General features: G+C 74.4%; 15 protein-coding genes and 1 pseudogene. 8 read left to right on the forward strand and 8 right to left on the reverse strand.

Translation table 11 applies throughout. The features are described from left to right. Nucleotides 1-127 precede the first annotated feature (127 nt). Genes ACFWWU_RS08650 through ACFWWU_RS08665 form a run of 4 tightly spaced genes read left to right on the forward strand, consistent with a single transcriptional unit; the run spans nt 128 to nt 2,075 of the window. Nucleotides 128-307: a hypothetical protein gene (locus ACFWWU_RS08650; protein WP_384140957.1), complete on the forward strand. Its 180-nt coding sequence runs from the start codon at nt 128-130 to the stop codon at nt 305-307. 9 nt (nt 308-316) lie between these two features. Next, nucleotides 317-1,210, forward strand: coding sequence for an aminoglycoside phosphotransferase family protein (locus tag ACFWWU_RS08655; protein ID WP_384140960.1), 894 nt, complete (start codon nt 317-319; stop codon nt 1,208-1,210). 19 nt (nt 1,211-1,229) lie between these two features. Then, nucleotides 1,230-1,718: a GNAT family N-acetyltransferase gene (locus ACFWWU_RS08660; RefSeq protein WP_384140964.1), complete on the forward strand. Its 489-nt coding sequence runs from the start codon at nt 1,230-1,232 to the stop codon at nt 1,716-1,718. A gap of 21 nt (nt 1,719-1,739) precedes the next feature. Next, on the forward strand, nt 1,740-2,075 hold the full coding sequence (locus ACFWWU_RS08665) for a hypothetical protein (RefSeq protein ID WP_384140967.1): 336 nt from the start codon (nt 1,740-1,742) through the stop codon (nt 2,073-2,075). A 26-nt stretch (nt 2,076-2,101) separates the two neighbouring features. Here ACFWWU_RS08665 and ACFWWU_RS08670 read toward each other — a convergent pair whose 3' ends face one another. Then, nucleotides 2,102-3,127, reverse strand: a complete 1,026-nt coding sequence (locus ACFWWU_RS08670; protein ID WP_384140970.1) for a zinc-binding dehydrogenase — start codon at nt 3,125-3,127, stop codon at nt 2,102-2,104. A gap of 71 nt (nt 3,128-3,198) precedes the next feature. After that, nucleotides 3,199-4,362 (reverse strand): FAD-dependent oxidoreductase, encoded by a 1,164-nt coding sequence (locus ACFWWU_RS08675; RefSeq protein ID WP_384140973.1) that lies wholly within the window; start codon nt 4,360-4,362, stop codon nt 3,199-3,201. Between the two features lie 111 nt (nt 4,363-4,473). Here ACFWWU_RS08675 and ACFWWU_RS08680 point away from each other — a divergent pair, with 111 nt between their 5' ends. Continuing rightward, nucleotides 4,474-5,142 carry a pentapeptide repeat-containing protein gene (locus ACFWWU_RS08680; RefSeq protein WP_384140976.1) on the forward strand — a complete coding sequence of 223 codons (669 nt, stop codon included), beginning with the start codon at nt 4,474-4,476 and terminating at the stop codon, nt 5,140-5,142. Nucleotides 5,143-5,154: 12 nt separating this feature from the next. Here the strand turns inward: ACFWWU_RS08680 and ACFWWU_RS08685 are convergent, their stop codons facing one another. The 3 genes from ACFWWU_RS08685 to ACFWWU_RS08695 are packed head-to-tail and all read right to left on the reverse strand — an operon-like array spanning nt 5,155 to nt 7,641. Next, a complete protein-coding gene (locus ACFWWU_RS08685; protein WP_376411199.1) occupies nt 5,155-5,655 on the reverse strand; it encodes a hypothetical protein in 501 nt (166 codons plus the stop codon). 13 nt (nt 5,656-5,668) lie between these two features. Next, a complete protein-coding gene (locus ACFWWU_RS08690) occupies nt 5,669-6,364 on the reverse strand; it encodes a response regulator (RefSeq protein WP_384140979.1) in 696 nt (231 codons plus the stop codon). Further along, nucleotides 6,361-7,641 (reverse strand): sensor histidine kinase, encoded by a 1,281-nt coding sequence (locus tag ACFWWU_RS08695; protein ID WP_384140982.1) that lies wholly within the window; start codon nt 7,639-7,641, stop codon nt 6,361-6,363. The genes ACFWWU_RS08690 and ACFWWU_RS08695 overlap by 4 nt, the downstream gene beginning before the upstream one ends. Before the next feature lie 681 nt (nt 7,642-8,322). On the opposite strand from ACFWWU_RS08695, the pseudogene ACFWWU_RS08700 reads away from it, so the two are divergent. Both ACFWWU_RS08700 and ACFWWU_RS08705 read left to right on the forward strand, forming a co-directional pair. Beyond that, nucleotides 8,323-9,219: pseudogene (locus ACFWWU_RS08700) on the forward strand (ATP-binding cassette domain-containing protein); the annotation flags it as partial. Then, a complete protein-coding gene (locus ACFWWU_RS08705; RefSeq protein WP_384140985.1) occupies nt 9,216-10,019 on the forward strand; it encodes an ABC transporter permease in 804 nt (267 codons plus the stop codon). The pseudogene ACFWWU_RS08700 and the gene ACFWWU_RS08705, both read left to right, overlap by 4 nt. Before the next feature lie 19 nt (nt 10,020-10,038). Here ACFWWU_RS08705 and ACFWWU_RS08710 read toward each other — a convergent pair whose 3' ends face one another. The 3 genes from ACFWWU_RS08710 to ACFWWU_RS08720 all read right to left on the reverse strand — a co-directional run bounded on the left by ACFWWU_RS08710 (nt 10,039) and on the right by ACFWWU_RS08720 (nt 13,389). Continuing rightward, nucleotides 10,039-11,262, reverse strand: coding sequence for an FAD-dependent monooxygenase (locus tag ACFWWU_RS08710; RefSeq protein WP_384140988.1), 1,224 nt, complete (start codon nt 11,260-11,262; stop codon nt 10,039-10,041). A 162-nt stretch (nt 11,263-11,424) separates the two neighbouring features. Further along, nucleotides 11,425-12,045 (reverse strand): response regulator, encoded by a 621-nt coding sequence (locus tag ACFWWU_RS08715; RefSeq protein WP_384140991.1) that lies wholly within the window; start codon nt 12,043-12,045, stop codon nt 11,425-11,427. Nucleotides 12,046-12,189: 144 nt separating this feature from the next. Next, nucleotides 12,190-13,389, reverse strand: a complete 1,200-nt coding sequence (locus tag ACFWWU_RS08720; RefSeq protein ID WP_384140994.1) for a sensor histidine kinase — start codon at nt 13,387-13,389, stop codon at nt 12,190-12,192. 256 nt (nt 13,390-13,645) lie between these two features. Between ACFWWU_RS08720 and ACFWWU_RS08725 the strand changes: the two genes are divergently transcribed. Further along, nucleotides 13,646-14,185 carry a heme-binding protein gene (locus ACFWWU_RS08725; protein ID WP_384140997.1) on the forward strand — a complete coding sequence of 180 codons (540 nt, stop codon included), beginning with the start codon at nt 13,646-13,648 and terminating at the stop codon, nt 14,183-14,185. The last annotated feature ends 105 nt before the right edge of the window (nt 14,186-14,290 follow it).

Consider the following 14,290-nt stretch of genomic DNA (forward strand, 5'->3'; position numbering starts at 1 on the left):
TCGAGCGGGCGGCTCCCGTGCGGCTCCCGTGCGCCTCCCGCGTGGTTCCCGCTTGCTTCCCGCGTCGTTCCCGTGCGGATTTCGTTGCTCCGGAAGGACCCTCCCCCGCCCGTACGCAGGACCCGGCGTGCCGTACAAGCAGTGGGTCGCGGACGCGGAGAAGGCCTTCGAGGTCGCGGGCGCCGGCGGTACGCCGACCGTGCTCGTCGACGGGGCCGCGCTCCCCGGCGGTGGCGCCCTCTACGACGCCGGCGCCCTCTACGACGCCGGCGCATTCTCGAAGGCGCTGAGCGACGCCGGTGTCTAGTCTCGGTGCGTGATTCACGTCCCTGAGGAACTCGCGCGCTCGCAGGCCAAGTACAACGGTGAGGCGGGGCGGGCATTCGTCGCCGGACTGCCCGCGCGGGCCGAGGAGTTCCTCGGCCGCTGGGGGCTGCGGGTCACCGGCCCCTCCATGTACGGGGTGGCCTCGCTCGTGCTGCCGGTGGAGCGGGTGGCGGACGGCACCCGCGCCGCGCTGAAGATGCAGATCCTGGACGACGAGACCGAGGGGGAGCCCGTCGGGCTGCGGGTCTGGGACGGGGCAGGCGTGGTGCGGCTGCTCGATCACGACGCCGGGACCGGGACCATGCTGCTCGAGTGGCTCGACGCCGCCCGGCCGCTGTCCTCGGTCGCCGACACCCGGGAGGCGCTGCGGATCGTGGCGGGACTGCTCGACCGGCTCGTGGCCGTTCCGGCGCCCGACGGGCTGCGGACCCTCGGCGACATCGCCGCCGGGATGCTCGCCGACGTACCGGAGGCGGCCGCACGGCTCGACGCGGCCGACGCGGCCGTCCTGCGGGACTGCGCGGCGGCCGTACGGGACGTGGCGGGCGAGCCGGGGGACCGGCTGCTCCACTGGGACCTCCACCTGGACAACGTGCTCGCCGCCGAGCGGGAGCCCTGGCTGGCCATCGACCCCAAGCCTCTGGCCGGGGATCCGGGGTTCGATCTGCTGCCCGCGCTGATGGACCGGTTCGATCCCGATCCGGACGAGATGCTGTGGCGGTTCGACCTGCTGGCCGAGGTCGTCGGCGACCGGCGGCGGGCGGTGGCGTGGACGCTCGGCCGGGTCCTGCAGAACGGGCTCTGGGACATCGAGGACGGGGAGCCGGGCCTGGACGGCGAGCAGGTGGCGCTCGCGCGAATCCTGCTGGCCAGGAGGGCGTGATCCGGGGCAGGCTGGTCCCATGATCCGTACTGCCACGCCCGCCGATGTCCCCGTCGTCTTCGCCATGATCCGCGACCTCGCGGAGTACGAGAAGGCCCTCCACGAGGTCCGTACGACCCCTCAGCAGCTCCACGAGGCCCTCTTCGGCGAGCGCCCCGCCGCCTTCGCCCACATCGCGGAGACGGAGTCCGGCGAGGTCGCCGGCTTCGCGCTCTGGTTCCTCAACTTCTCGACCTGGCGCGGTGTCCACGGCATCTACCTGGAGGACCTGTACGTCCGTCCGGAGGCGCGCGGCGGCGGCCACGGCAAGGCCCTGCTGCGCGAGCTGGCCCGCATCTGCGTGGACCGCGGCTACGAACGCCTCGAGTGGTCCGTCCTGAACTGGAACAAGCCGTCGATCGACTTCTACGAGTCCCTCGGCGCCCGCCCGCAGGACGAGTGGACGGTGTACCGCCTCACGGACGGGGCGCTGTCGGAGCTCGGTGGTGGTGGGGCGGGAGCGCTGTAGGACGTGCTGTAGGAAGGGGGCATGAATATCGATATCGAGCAGCGGTTTCAGCGGATCACCGACTTCATCGAGGCGCGCCTGACGCCCCTCTTCGACCCCGCGAACGGGAAGGACCACGGGTTCGGGATGGACGACACGTCCCGGGCCCTGCGCGCCCTGCGCTACACCGTGCAGGCCGCCTCGGCGGTCAAGGGCCTCGTGGAGAAGCGGGAGTCGGCGCCGGAGCTGCGGCCCGTGGTCGACCAGGCCCTTGAGCACAACTGGGACGTGCTGCGCTCCGCCGCCCGGATGTGGGAGGACCACGCCGACTTCCAGAAGGAGTTCAAGGCGCATTCGTGGGACGTCATCGGTGTCTGAGTCGGTGAGTCCGTGATCCGTGCTTCTTACGGGATCAGCACCACCTTGCCCGTCGTGCCCCGGGTCTCCAGGGCGCGGTGGGCCTTCGCCGCGTCCGCCAGCGGGAAGCGGTGGATCGCCGGGCGGAGGCTGCCGTCGGTCGCGGCGGCGAGGGCGGCGAGTTCGAGGTTGCGGACGTCGCCGCCCGCCTTCTGGAGCATGACGGGGCCGAGGACCGACTCCGAGGTGATGCCCCGCTCCGCGAGTTCCTCCGGCGTGAACGTCAGCGGTTCGCCGTCGTGCAGGCCCGCGCTCGACCAGCCGAACACCACGTGCTGTCCGCCCTTGCCGAGGAGGTCGACGGCGGCGCGGCCGGTGTCGCCGCCGACCGAGTCGAAGACGACGGTCGCGGAGCGCCCGCCGAGGTGGGCGCGGACCTTCTCCGGCCAGTCCGGCTCCTTGTAGTCGACGGCGAGGTCGGCGCCGTTCGCCTCGACGAGCGCGACCTTCGCGGGGCCGCCGGCGAGGCCGACGACGGTCGCGCCGGCGTTCTTCGCGTACTGGACGAGCAGGGTGCCGATGCCGCCCGCGGCCGCCGGGACGATCGCGATCGAGTCGGGGCCGAGTTCCGTGAACTGGAGGATGCCCAGGGTCGTGCGGCCGGTGCCGATCATGGCGACGGCCTCCGCCTCGCCGAGGTGCCCGGGCAGGGCGTGCAGGCGGGCGGCGTCGGTGACGGCGAGCTCCGCGTACCCTCCCCCAGAGCTTCGCCTCGGAGGTGCCCCCAGGACCATGCCGAGGTGGGCGACGACCCGCTTGCCGAGCCAGGACGGGTCGGTGCCCTCGCCGAGCGCGTCGACGGTGCCGGCGACCTCGCGGCCGGGGATCGTGGGGAGTTCGGCGGGGGCGGGGAAGGGGCCGGGGTGACCCAGTCGCAGCGCGGTGTCGAGGAGGTGCACGCCGGCGGCCGCGACACGGATACGGACCTGGCCGGGGGCCGGTACGGGATCGGTCGTCTCCTCGTAGGTGAGGTTCTCGGCGGGGCCGAAGGCGTGGAGGCGGATGGCGTGCATGGCGGGTCCCCTGTCGTCGCGGTGCGGTGCGGTGCGGTGGTCGTGTGGTCTGACAGGGAGAGCCTCTGACCTCAAGCGCGCTTGAGGTCAAGCAGTTCCGTGCGGACGGCCAGCGACACCGCTTCGATCGCGCTCGTGAACGACACCTCCGACAGCACTCCGGGCGCCGCCACCTGGTCCCCCACCAGGTACACGCCGTCGCCCCGGTCGACCGCCGGCCGGTCGCGCCAGGTGGTGCCCGGCCGGTCCACCGCACCCGTACGGCCCTGGGACACGGCCTCCCGCCGCCACACCGTCCGCTCGCGCCAGCCGGGGAAGCCACGGTCGAGGAGCCGCTCGGCGTGGGCGACCCCGTCCGCCTTGGACTCGCCGGGGCCGATGGGCAGCTGGGCCTGGACGAGCTGTCGGCCGGCGGGGGCGAGCGAGGGGTCCTGCGCAGTGAACCGTTCGATCCAGCCGGGCGCGTCCAGGTCCGAGACGGCGAACGGGTCGCCCTTCCGGGTCCGCAGCGCCAGGTCGAGCAGGACCGTGCGGCCGCTCTCCCAGGTCAGCGACGGGTCGCCGAGGAGCCGGGCGGCGGCGGGCAGGGCGGTGGCGACGACCACCGGCCCGTCGCCGAGCGGCAGGCTGTCGACGCGGGACGAGGTCTCGATCCGTACGCCCATCTCCCAGGCGCGCGCGACCATCCGTTCGATCAGCTGACCCCAGCCGCCCCGGATGTAGTGCGCCTCGGGCGGCAGGGAGCCGGCCCGGTGCAGGCGCTCCTGCACGAAGCGGGCCGACAGCGAGCCCGGGTCGTGGTGGAAGAGGGCGACCGCGCTGTAGGCGGCGGCCTCGCGGGCGGTCCGCTCGCCCGCGAGGCCGGTGACCCACGTACGGAAGTCCAGGTCGACGGGGGCCTGCTCGGCGCTCCGGAGGGTCTGGCGCAGCAGGCCGAGCGGCGGGGTGCGGCGCAGGGCGCCGTCGCGGTGGAAGCGGAGCCGGAGGGCCTCGGCGGGCGGCAGTGGGGCGAGCGGGCCGAGGAGGCCGCGCTGCTTGAGCCACGTCCAGTGGGGGCCGCCGTCGTAGAGGGCGTGCGGGCCTTCGTTGGTGCCGTACGGGCCTTCGGCGGTACGGGCCCGGCCGCCGGGGGTCCGGTGTGCCTCGTGCACGGTCACCTTGGCGCCGGCCTCGGCGGCGGTGATCGCCGCGGTGAGCCCCGCGAAGCCGCCGCCGATGATCGTGAGCTTGCGCATGTCCGTCTCCCTCGCCGTGGCTGTTCGGTCTTGTACGGGGGACGGGTGGCGGGGCCGCGTTTGTGACATCGGGGCGGGGGTGTTGTCAGTGGCGTGGATCACTATGGGGGGATGGTGACGGCGAGGAAGAAAAAGGTGGCGGGGGCGCGGCGGCCGGAGGTGCGGCTGCCTCCCCTCGTGGCGTACGAGGGCGGGATCGAGGCGGACGGGGACTACGACGGGCTCGAACTGACCGGCCTCGACCTGGCGGGGCAGTCGGGGGCGGGCGCGCGGTTCCTGGACTGCGCGCTGCGGGAGTGCGGGCTCGACGAGGCGCGGCTGACGGGCGCGCGGTTCCTCGACTCGGTGCTGAGCGGCGTACGGGGGGTGGGCACGGACCTGTCCGCGGCGCAGCTGCGGGACGTGGAGCTCGTGGACGCGCGGCTCGGCGGGGTGCAGCTGCACGGGGCGGTGCTGGAGAGAGTCGTGGTGCGGGGTGGGAAGTGCGACTACCTGAACCTGCGGGCGGCGAAGCTGAAGGACGTCGTCTTCGAGGGGTGCGTGCTGAGCGAGCCGGACTTCGGGGGTGCGGTGCTCGAAAGGGTCGAGTTCGTGGACTGCGTCCTGACCGGGGCGGACTTCTCCGGGGCGCGGCTGAAGGACGTGGACCTGCGGGGCGTGCAGCGTCTGGAGATCGCGCGCGGGGTGGAGTCGCTGGCGGGCGCGGTGATCTCGACGGCGCAGCTCCTCGACCTGGCGCCGGTGCTCGCGGCCCGGCTGGGGGTGCGGGTGGAGGGGTGAGGAGGGGTCCCGCTACGGGAGGCGGGGGAAGCGGGCCTGGAGGGACCAGACGGCCGGGTTGTCGCCGAGGCCCTCGTGCATGTCGGTGAGGTCGGCGATCAGGTCGTGCAGGAAGTCGCGGGCCTCGCGGCGCAGTTCGGCGTGGTTGAAGGTGACCGGCGGCTCGTCGCCCGGCATCCAGTCGGCCTCGACGTCGACCCAGCCGAAGCGGCGCTCGAAGAGCATCCGGTCCGAGGACTCGGTGAAGTCGAGCTCCGCGTACTGCGGCTGTGCGGCGCGGCTGCCGCGCGGGTCCTGGTCGAGCTGCTCGACGATGTCGCACAGGGCCCAGGCGAAGTCGAGGACCGGGACCCATCCCCAGGCTGTGGACACCTCGCGGTCGGCCTCGGTGTCGGCGAGGTAGACGTCCCCGCAGAAGAGGTCGTGGCGCAGCGCGTGGACGTCCGCGCGGCGGTAGTCGGTCTGCGGAGGGTCGGGGAAGCGACGGGAGAGGGAGTAGCCGATGTCGAGCACGGGACCGATGGTGTCACGGCACCAGGCCCGCCTCGTACGCGAGGACCACGAGCTGCACCCGGTCGCGTGCGTCCAGCTTGCTGAGGAGCCGGGCGACGTGCGCCTTGGCGGTGGCCGCGCTGATGTGGAGCCGTTCCGCGATCTCGCCATTGGACAGGCCGCGGCCGACGAGGACGAGCACCTCCCGCTCCCGCGCCGTCACACCGGTGAGCGGACGGCACCGGGCGGCGGCGGGCGACGGGCCCGGTTCGGGGCGGGCCGCGAACTCCTCGATCAGGCGGCGCGTGACGGCCGGCGCGATCAGGGCGTCCCCGGCGGCGACCACGCGGATCGCCGCGAGGATGTCGTCCAGGGCCATGTCCTTGACCAGGAAGCCGCTCGCCCCGGAGCGGAGCGCACCGTACACGTACTCGTCGTCGTCGAAGGTCGTGAGGACGAGGACCCGGGGCGCGCCGGGGCCCGCGGTGACGAGCCGGGTGGCCTCGATGCCGTCCATGCCGGGCATCCGGACGTCCATCACGACCACGTCGGGCCGGAGGTCGCGGGCAAGCTGGACCGCGTCCGTGCCGGTGCCGGCCTCGCCGACGACCGCGAGGTCGGGGCTGTCGGCCATCAGGACGCGCAGGCCCGCCCGGACCAGGGGCTGGTCGTCGACGAGGAGGATGCGGATCGGCGGGGTCGGCGGGGTCGGCGGGATCGGCAGGGTCATGGCGTGCGGGGGCCTTCCTGGGGCAGCGGCAGCGGCAGGGGCAGTGCGGCCGTCACGTGGAAGCCGCCTCCCGGGCGGGGGCCCGCGGAGAAGCGGCCGCGGAGGAGTGCGGCTCGCTCGCGCATGCCGACGATGCCGTATCCGTGTCCGTGTCCGTGCTCGGTGTCGGCGCCTGTGTCGGGGGTGTTCTTCGGCGGGCCGTCGTCGGTGATCTCGACGAGCAGGGTGTCCTCGCTCCGGTCCACGGTCACCCGGCAGGCGGGCGTCGACGCGTGGCGTACGACGTTCGTCAGCGACTCCTGCACGATCCGGTACGCGGCGAGGTCGACCTCCGGTGGCAACGGGCGGCCGGGGGCGCCGAGCCGCCGCACCTCGACCCGTACGCCCGCGTCGGCCGTGGACGCGACGAGCCGGTCCAGATCGGCGAGGCCCGGCGCGGGTTCGAGCGGTGCGGGGGCGGGTGCGTGCGCGGGGGAGGACGCGTGCCCGGGGGCGTGCCCCGGGGTGTCCTTCGTGGAGGTCCTGAGCGCGCCCAGGGTGCGGCGCAGACCGGCGAGGGTCTCACGGCTGGTGGTCTCGATGGTGGCGAGCGCGTTGCGGGCCTCGGCGGGCTGGGTGTCGATGACCCGGCGGCCGACGCCCGCCTGGATGGCGATGACGCCGATGCTGTGCGCGACGACGTCGTGCAGCTCGCGGGCGATCCGCAGCCGCTCGGCGGTGACGGCCTCCGCCTCCGACCGCGCCCGCAGCTCGGTCGCGTGGGCGCGCCGCTCGCGTACCGAACGGCCGAGCAGCCCGGCGGTGAGGAGGGCGAGGGCGAGGGCCAGGGCCGTGGTGACGAAGACGTTCCGGCCGGAGGTGGTGTACGTCGCCGCCCCGAGCTGCACGGCGAGCGTCGCCAGGGCGGCGGGCACCGCGCCCCGGAGCGGGCGCCGGACGGTCAGCCACCCGACGCAGGCGTCGGCGGCGAGGACGGGGAAGTACAGCAGCTCGGGGGCCGGCCAGGTGGTCGCCGCCGCGAACAGCCCGACGAGGAGCAGCCCGAGCGCCGCCTCCGGTCTCCGCCGCGCCAGGGGCAGGAGCATGCCGATGCCGACGGTGGTGAGGAAGAGACGGAGCTCCGTCGAGCGGAACGGCCCGGCCTGCACGCCGAAGAAGAGGACGAAGGGGTGGGCGGCGGCCACACACCACGCCAGGACCGCCGACGCGCGCTCGGCCGGGGTGGCGGCGGAAGGAGAGGCGGCGGTCGTGGTGGTGGCGGCTGCGGTGGCGGGCATGGCCCGATCGTAGGCAGGGGGAGGGGGACCGGGCATCGGCCTCCGGGCGTACGCCCCCGGGCCACCCCACCGGCCCGTTTGTGGCCGGCGGGCCGATGCCGGCGGGGGTGCCGTCCCGGCACCGTTGGCCGGGTGATCGAAGTCCGAGAACTGACCAAACGTTACGGCCACGACCGCCGCCGAATCGGCCCTTCGGGCCCGGTGGCCGGCGCCTTCGGCCCCGTGAACCGCCTGTTCGCCCGCCGCGCGGGCAGCGGAGACGACGACCCGAGCTCCGGAGGGGACGGCCGGGGCTCCGGAGGGGACGGCCCGGGCTCCGGAGGGGACGGCCCGGCCTGCGCCGGGGGCGGTGCGGCCTCCGCCGGGGAGGGCTCGGCCTCCGCCTGGGGCGGTGTGGGCTCCGGTGGTGAGGGCTCGGCCCCCGGCCAGACCCGCCGGGTCTCCGGCGGGGGCGGCCCGGCCTACGCCGGGGACGACCGGGCCTTCGCCGGAGGTGACCGGGCCTCCGCCCGGGGTGGCCCCGCCTTCGCCGGGGACGACCGGGCCTTCGCCGGAGGCGACCGGGCCTTCGCCGGAGGTGACCGGGCCTCCGCCCGAGGTGGCTCCGTCTCCGGCCGAGGCGGCCCCGCCTCCGGCCTCGACGGTCCGGGCTCCGCCCGCGACCGTCGCGGCCCCGCCCGCGGCGGTCGTGCAGCCGTCGACGGGCTCAGTTTCCGTGTGCGGCCTGGGCGGGTGACCGGGTTTCTGGGGCCCAACGGGGCCGGGAAGTCCACGACTCTGCGGCTGATCCTGGGGTTGAACGAGCCCACCTCCGGGACCGCGACCGTCGACGGGCGGCGGTTTCGGGACCTGCCGCGGGGGCTGCGGCACGTCGGCGCGTTGCTCGACGCGCACGACGTGCACGGCGGCAGGACCGCCGACGCCCACCTGGCCGCCCTCGCCCGCACCAACGGCATCCCGCGCCGCCGGGTCGGCGAGGTCCTCGACGAGGTGGGGCTCGCCGACGCGGCCCGGCGCCGGATCGGCGGCTACTCCCTCGGCATGCGCCAGCGGCTCGGGATCGCCGCCGCCCTGCTCGGCGACCCGCCCGTCCTGCTCTTCGACGAGCCGGTCAACGGCCTCGACCCGGAGGGCGTGCTGTGGGCGCGCGACCTGTTCCGGCGGCTCGCCGCCGAGGGGCGCACGGTGTTCGTCTCCAGCCATCTCATGAGCGAGATGGAGCACACCGCCGACGACCTCGTGGTCATCGGCCGCGGCACGCTGATCGCCGCGGAGAGCCTGGCGGAGTTCGCCGCGCGCGGCTCCGGCGGCGGGGTGACCGTACGGACCGCCGACCCGGCCGCGGCGCCGGGCCTCGCCGCCGCCCTGACTCGCGAGGGGGCGAGCGTACGGCCCCCGGACGGGGCGGGCGGGGCGTTCACCGTGACCGGGATGGGCACGGACCGGATCGGCGTGCTCGCCTTCCGGGACGGCACCGCGCTCGCCGAACTGACCTTCCGGGCCTCCTCCCTGGAAGACGCGTTCATGGAACTCACCGCCGACAGCGTCGAGTTCCAGAAGAAGGGAGAAAACCGATGAGCGCCCGCTTCCGTGATCTGCTCGCCGCCGAGTGGATGAAGCTGTGGTCCCTGCGCTCCACCCCTTGGGCCTTCGGCGTCGGCGCGTTCGCCGTGCTCGCCGTCAACCTCAACGCGACCTTCGCCGACTACCGGAACTACCCGCACTACGCGCAGGGCATCCGCGACCTGTTCGTGCCCATCTGGGCGATGCGGGACGCCTTCACGCTGGGCGGGGCCATGGTGTTCATGCTCGCGGCCGGCTCCATCGGCGCGCTCGTGATCGTCGGCGAGTACGGCACCGGCCAGATCCGTACGACCTTCGCGGCCGTCCCCGACCGGCGGGCCGTGACCGCCGCGAAGACGCTGGTCCTCACGGGCGTCATGCTCGTGTACGGCGTCCTCGTCGCCGCCGTCTCCTTCGCCGCCACGCAGGCCGTGCTCTCCGGCCGGGGCGTCGGCATGCCGATCGACTACCCGGGCGTGCCCGCCGCCGTCGCCGCGTCCGCCCTGCTCGCCCCGGTGTGCGCGCTCGTCGGCTTCGGCCTCGGGGCGCTCCTGCGGCACACGTCGACGACGATCGTCACCGTCACCGGTGTCCTGCTCCTGCTGCCCGCGCTCGTCGACGACCGGAGCCGCTGGTCGGCGACGTTCCTGCACGCCCTGCCCCAGGGCGCGTGGCGGCGGCTCACACAGGTGGGGGAGTCGCCGGTGCCGGTGGACTACCCGTGGACGACGGCCGGGGCGTGGACCGTGTACGCGGCCTGGTCGCTGGGCGCGGTGGCGGTGGCCCTGATCGCGGTCCACCGCCGGGACGTGTGACGCGCGACCAGGGGCGGGCTCAGCGGCGGCCGTGGACCGCGCGGGCGACGCGGGGGCCCAGCCAGCGCTTGAGGCGGCGCAGGGGCTCCAGTTGCCCGGCGGCCCGGTCGATCCGGTAGTACAGCTGCGGCGGAACGTGCGGGAGCAGCGGCGAGTGGCGCTGGCCGAGGAGCGCGAACATCTGCGCCGGCTCCAGCCGCATGTAGCGGGGCAGGTTCTCGTACCACTGGGCGCTGTACCGGGCCGCGCTCTGGGCCGAGACGAGCTCGGCGCGGCGGCGCTTCCCGTACGTGGTGAGGGCGGTGTCGAGGCCGGCGGGGGTGCGCAGCGCCTCGGGTGCGCGCAGGGCGTCCGCGAGGGCGAGCGCGTCCTCCAGGGCCAGGGTGGTGCCCGCGCCGATCGAGTAGTGCGTGGTGTGGGCGGCGTCGCCGAGGAGGACCAGATTGCCGCGGTGCCAGACCCGGTTGGTGAGGGTGCGGAAGGTGAGCCACTGGGCGGCGTCGTCGGCCCGCTCCCGCCCGATCAGCTCGTGTCCGTCGAGGAGGTCGTGGAAGAGCTTCTCCAGGAGGCGCAGGCTGTCGGTCTCGCCGCTCGTGTCGAGGCCGAGGCCCGTCCAGGTCTCGGGGGAGCACTCGACGACGCAGGTGGAGCGCTCGCCGCTGAACCCGTAGGCGTAGCACCAGATCCAGCCGTGCTCGGTCTCCTTGAAGGCGAAGCTGAAGGAGTCGAAGACCTTGGTGGTGCCGAGCCAGATGTACTGGTTGCGGCCCGCGGTGACCTCGCTGCCGAAGTGGTCCGCGTGTGCCTCGCGCAGCACGCTGTTGACGCCGTCGGCGGCGACGACCAGGTCCGCGTCGGCGAGTTCGGGCGCGTCCCGCCCGGTCACGTCGTGCTCGAAGGCGACCCGTACGCCGAGCTCCTCGGCCCGGTCGGCGAGGAGCGCGAGCATCCGCCGCCGCCCGATGCCGAATCCGGCGTCGCCGCGGTGGACGGTCCGCTCGTCGCGGACGATCGCGACGCCGTCGGTCCAGGTGACGGAGGCCTCGGCGACGGCCGCGGCGGACTCGGGGTCGCCCGCGCGCAGCCTGTCGAGGAGCCCGGCCCAGTAGGTGACGCCCCAGCCGTACGTGGAGCCCGCGGGGTTCCGTTCGTACACGGCGATGTCGTGGGACGGGTCCTGCCGCTTCAGCAGGATCGAGAGGTAGAGGCCGGCGGGGCCGCCGCCGACGATGGCGAGCTTCACGTGCGCTCCCACGGAGAGAGATGTGACACCGTGCGTTCGGACAGCAACGCACGGTAGCAGTGAGGCTCGTGTCTCGGAGGCAGGAAGCGCTACTGAGGTAGGAAGCGCCTACGGAGGTGGGAAGCGCTACGGAGGCAGGAAGCGCTACGGAATCGGGAAGCGCTACGGCAGCAGGCGGCGTTCCTTCGCGACCGCCACGGCGCCCGAGCGCGTGTCGACGCCGAGCTTCGCGTAGATCCGGCCGAGGTGCGTCTTCACCGTCGCCTCGCTGATGAACAGCGCCCGCGCGATCTCCCGGTTCCCGAGGCCGCGGCCGAGCTGCCCGAGGATGTCCCGTTCCCGGTCGGTGAGGCTCGGGCCCGCCGCGCCCCGCATCCGGTCCATGACCCGGCTCGCGACCGGCGGCGAGAGGGCGGTGCGGCCCTGCGCGGCGGAGTGGATGGCGGCGAAGAGCTCCTCGGGCCGTTCGGCCTTCAGGAGGTAACCGGTGGCGCCCGCCTCGATGGCCCGGGTGATGTCGGCGTCGGTGTCGTACGTGGTGAGGACGAGGACGTGGACGCCGGTGGGCGCGATGAGGCGGGTCGCCTCCACGCCGTCGATGCCCGGGCCGAGCTGGAGGTCCATGAGGACGACGTCGGGCTTCAGCTTGGCCGCCAGGGCGACGGCCTCCTCGCCGCTGCCGGCCTCGCCGACGACCTCGATGTCGGGGGTGCTGCCGAGGAGGGCGAGCAGCCCGGCGCGGACGACGACGTGGTCGTCGCAGAGGAGGATCCGTACGGACATCACGACTCCAGGAGCGAGGGGGCAGCGGGATGGCGGTGGTCAGGGGATGGCGGGGGTCAGGGGGCAGCGGGTCAAGGGGTCAGGTGGTTCAAGGGGGCACGGGGGCACGGGGGCGCGGGGTCATGGGGTCACGGGGCTACGGGGTCACGGGGTCAGGGGGATCGCGGCCGAGAGCACCGTGCCCTCGCCCGGGGTGGACTCGACCGTCAGCGTGCCCCCTAGCTGCTGGGCCCGCACCCGCATCGCGGGCAGCCCGTGGCCCCGGTCGCCGCGCTCGCCCGCGTCGCGCGCGAGCGCCGGGTCGAAGCCGTGGCCGTCGTCGGCGATGTCCAGGACCACCTGGTCGTCGAGGTACGTGAGGGTCAGGGCGGCGGACTCGGCGCCCGCGTGCTCGCGGATGTTGGCGAGGGCGCCCTGCGCGATCCGCAGGAGCGCCGACTGCGTCCGGTCGGGCAGCGGCACCGCGGCCCCGTCCACCCGGAACTCCGCCGACTCGCGGGCCGCCAGGCCGCGCAGGGCCTCTTCGAGGCCGCCGCCCTCGGCGAGGTCGGCGGGGGCGAGATCGTGGACGAAGCGGCGGGCCTCGGCGAGGTTGCGCTCGGCGATGGACTCGGCGGTACGGACATGGCGCCGGGCGGTGCCGGGGTCGCTGTCCCAGGTGCGGTCCGCCGCCTGGAGCAGCATCTGCTGGCTGGACAGGCCCTGCGCGAGGGTGTCGTGGATCTCCATGGAGAGCCGCTGGCGCTCGGCGAGGGTGCCCTCGCGGCGCTCGATGGCGGCCAGTTCGCGCCGGGTGCGGATCAGGTCGTGGATGAGCGCCCGCTGCCGTGCGGCCTGCCGGTCGGAGTGCACGAACACCCCGGTGGCGATGGCGGCGACGGCCGGCGGCGCGACGATCAGGTTCGGGTCCCAGCCGCCGTGGGCGAGCTGCACCTGCGCGAAGACGACGAAGGCGGTGAGCAGGACGACGAGGCCGAGCGCGGCACGCGGCCGGAGGGTGCGCAGACCCGTGTAGAAGAGCGGGACCGCGCACCAGGCGAAGCTGGGCGCGAGGACGACGAGGACGATCCAGACGGCGACGACCGTGCCCAGCCAGGCGATCCGGCGCGGGGCGGCGCGGGTGCCGAGGACGGGGCCGAGGAGGTACAGGGAGGCGAGGGCGCCGGAGAGGGCGACGATCCAGGGGCTGCGGTCCTCCCAGGGGTGGCGCAGCAGGAAGCGGACGAGGGAGGCGCCGAGGAGGAGGAAGAACGCGATGTGCATGACGCGTGCGAGCCAGGGGGCGTCCGGGTCCTGCTCGGTGGGCGGCTGTGTCACCTGCCTGCCTTCCCTTCTCTCCGGCATGCGTCGCTGACCTGGGGATATCTGTCCATCCTGGCCCGGAGGGACCAGACCGGCATCAGCCGATCGGCTGACCCGGGCGTCCTCCAGTGTGCGTGAGGAGGGCAGCCGGACCGTGGACCGAAAGGCCTCGGTTCCGGCCACAGGATGGATGGCAGAGCGAACGAACGAACCGCCTCCTCGCCCTCCCGGACTCGCAGTCCTCCCCGCCCTCCCGGACTCGCAGTCCTCCCCGCCTCCTCACCTCACGGAGTTCCTCATGAAGAAGATCCTCTTCGGTGCCACCGCCGCCGCTGTCGTCGCCGCCGGTACCTTCGGCGCGGTCTCCGCGAACGCCTCCGCCCCGGCCGCCGCCCCCGCCGCCGTCGTCCGGGCCGACGCCGGCAACGACAACCTCCAGCAGTCGACGCACCTGACGATCGAGGCCGCGACGAAGGCCGCGCAGGCGACGCTGGACGCCGCCGAGAAGGAGAACCAGCGCGTCTCCGTCGCCGTCGTCGACCGCAACGGCAACACCCTCGTGACCCTGCGCGGCGACGGCGCCGGCCCGCAGTCCTACGAGTCCGCCGAGAAGAAGGCGTACACCGCCGTCTCGTGGAACGCCCCGACCTCCGTCCTCGCCGGCCGCCTCGCCCAGGCGCCGAACCTGAAGGACATCCCCGGCACCCTCTTCCTCGCGGGCGGCGCCCCGGTCACCGCCAAGGGCGCGCCCATCGCGGGCATCGGCGTCGCGGGCGCCCCGTCCGGCGACCTGGACGAGAAGTTCGCCCAGGCGGGCGTGGCCGCGCTCGCCAACTGAGCCCTCGCTCAGCGATAGCCCCCCAGCCGGTGGTGGGGGGGGGGGGGCCCCCCCGGGGGCCCCCCCCAGAGGGGAACACCGCCGAGGGTTACCTCGGGCATTATG

Source organism: Streptomyces sp. NPDC058650 (assembly GCF_042717315.1).
Classification (GTDB): domain Bacteria; phylum Actinomycetota; class Actinomycetes; order Streptomycetales; family Streptomycetaceae; genus Streptomyces.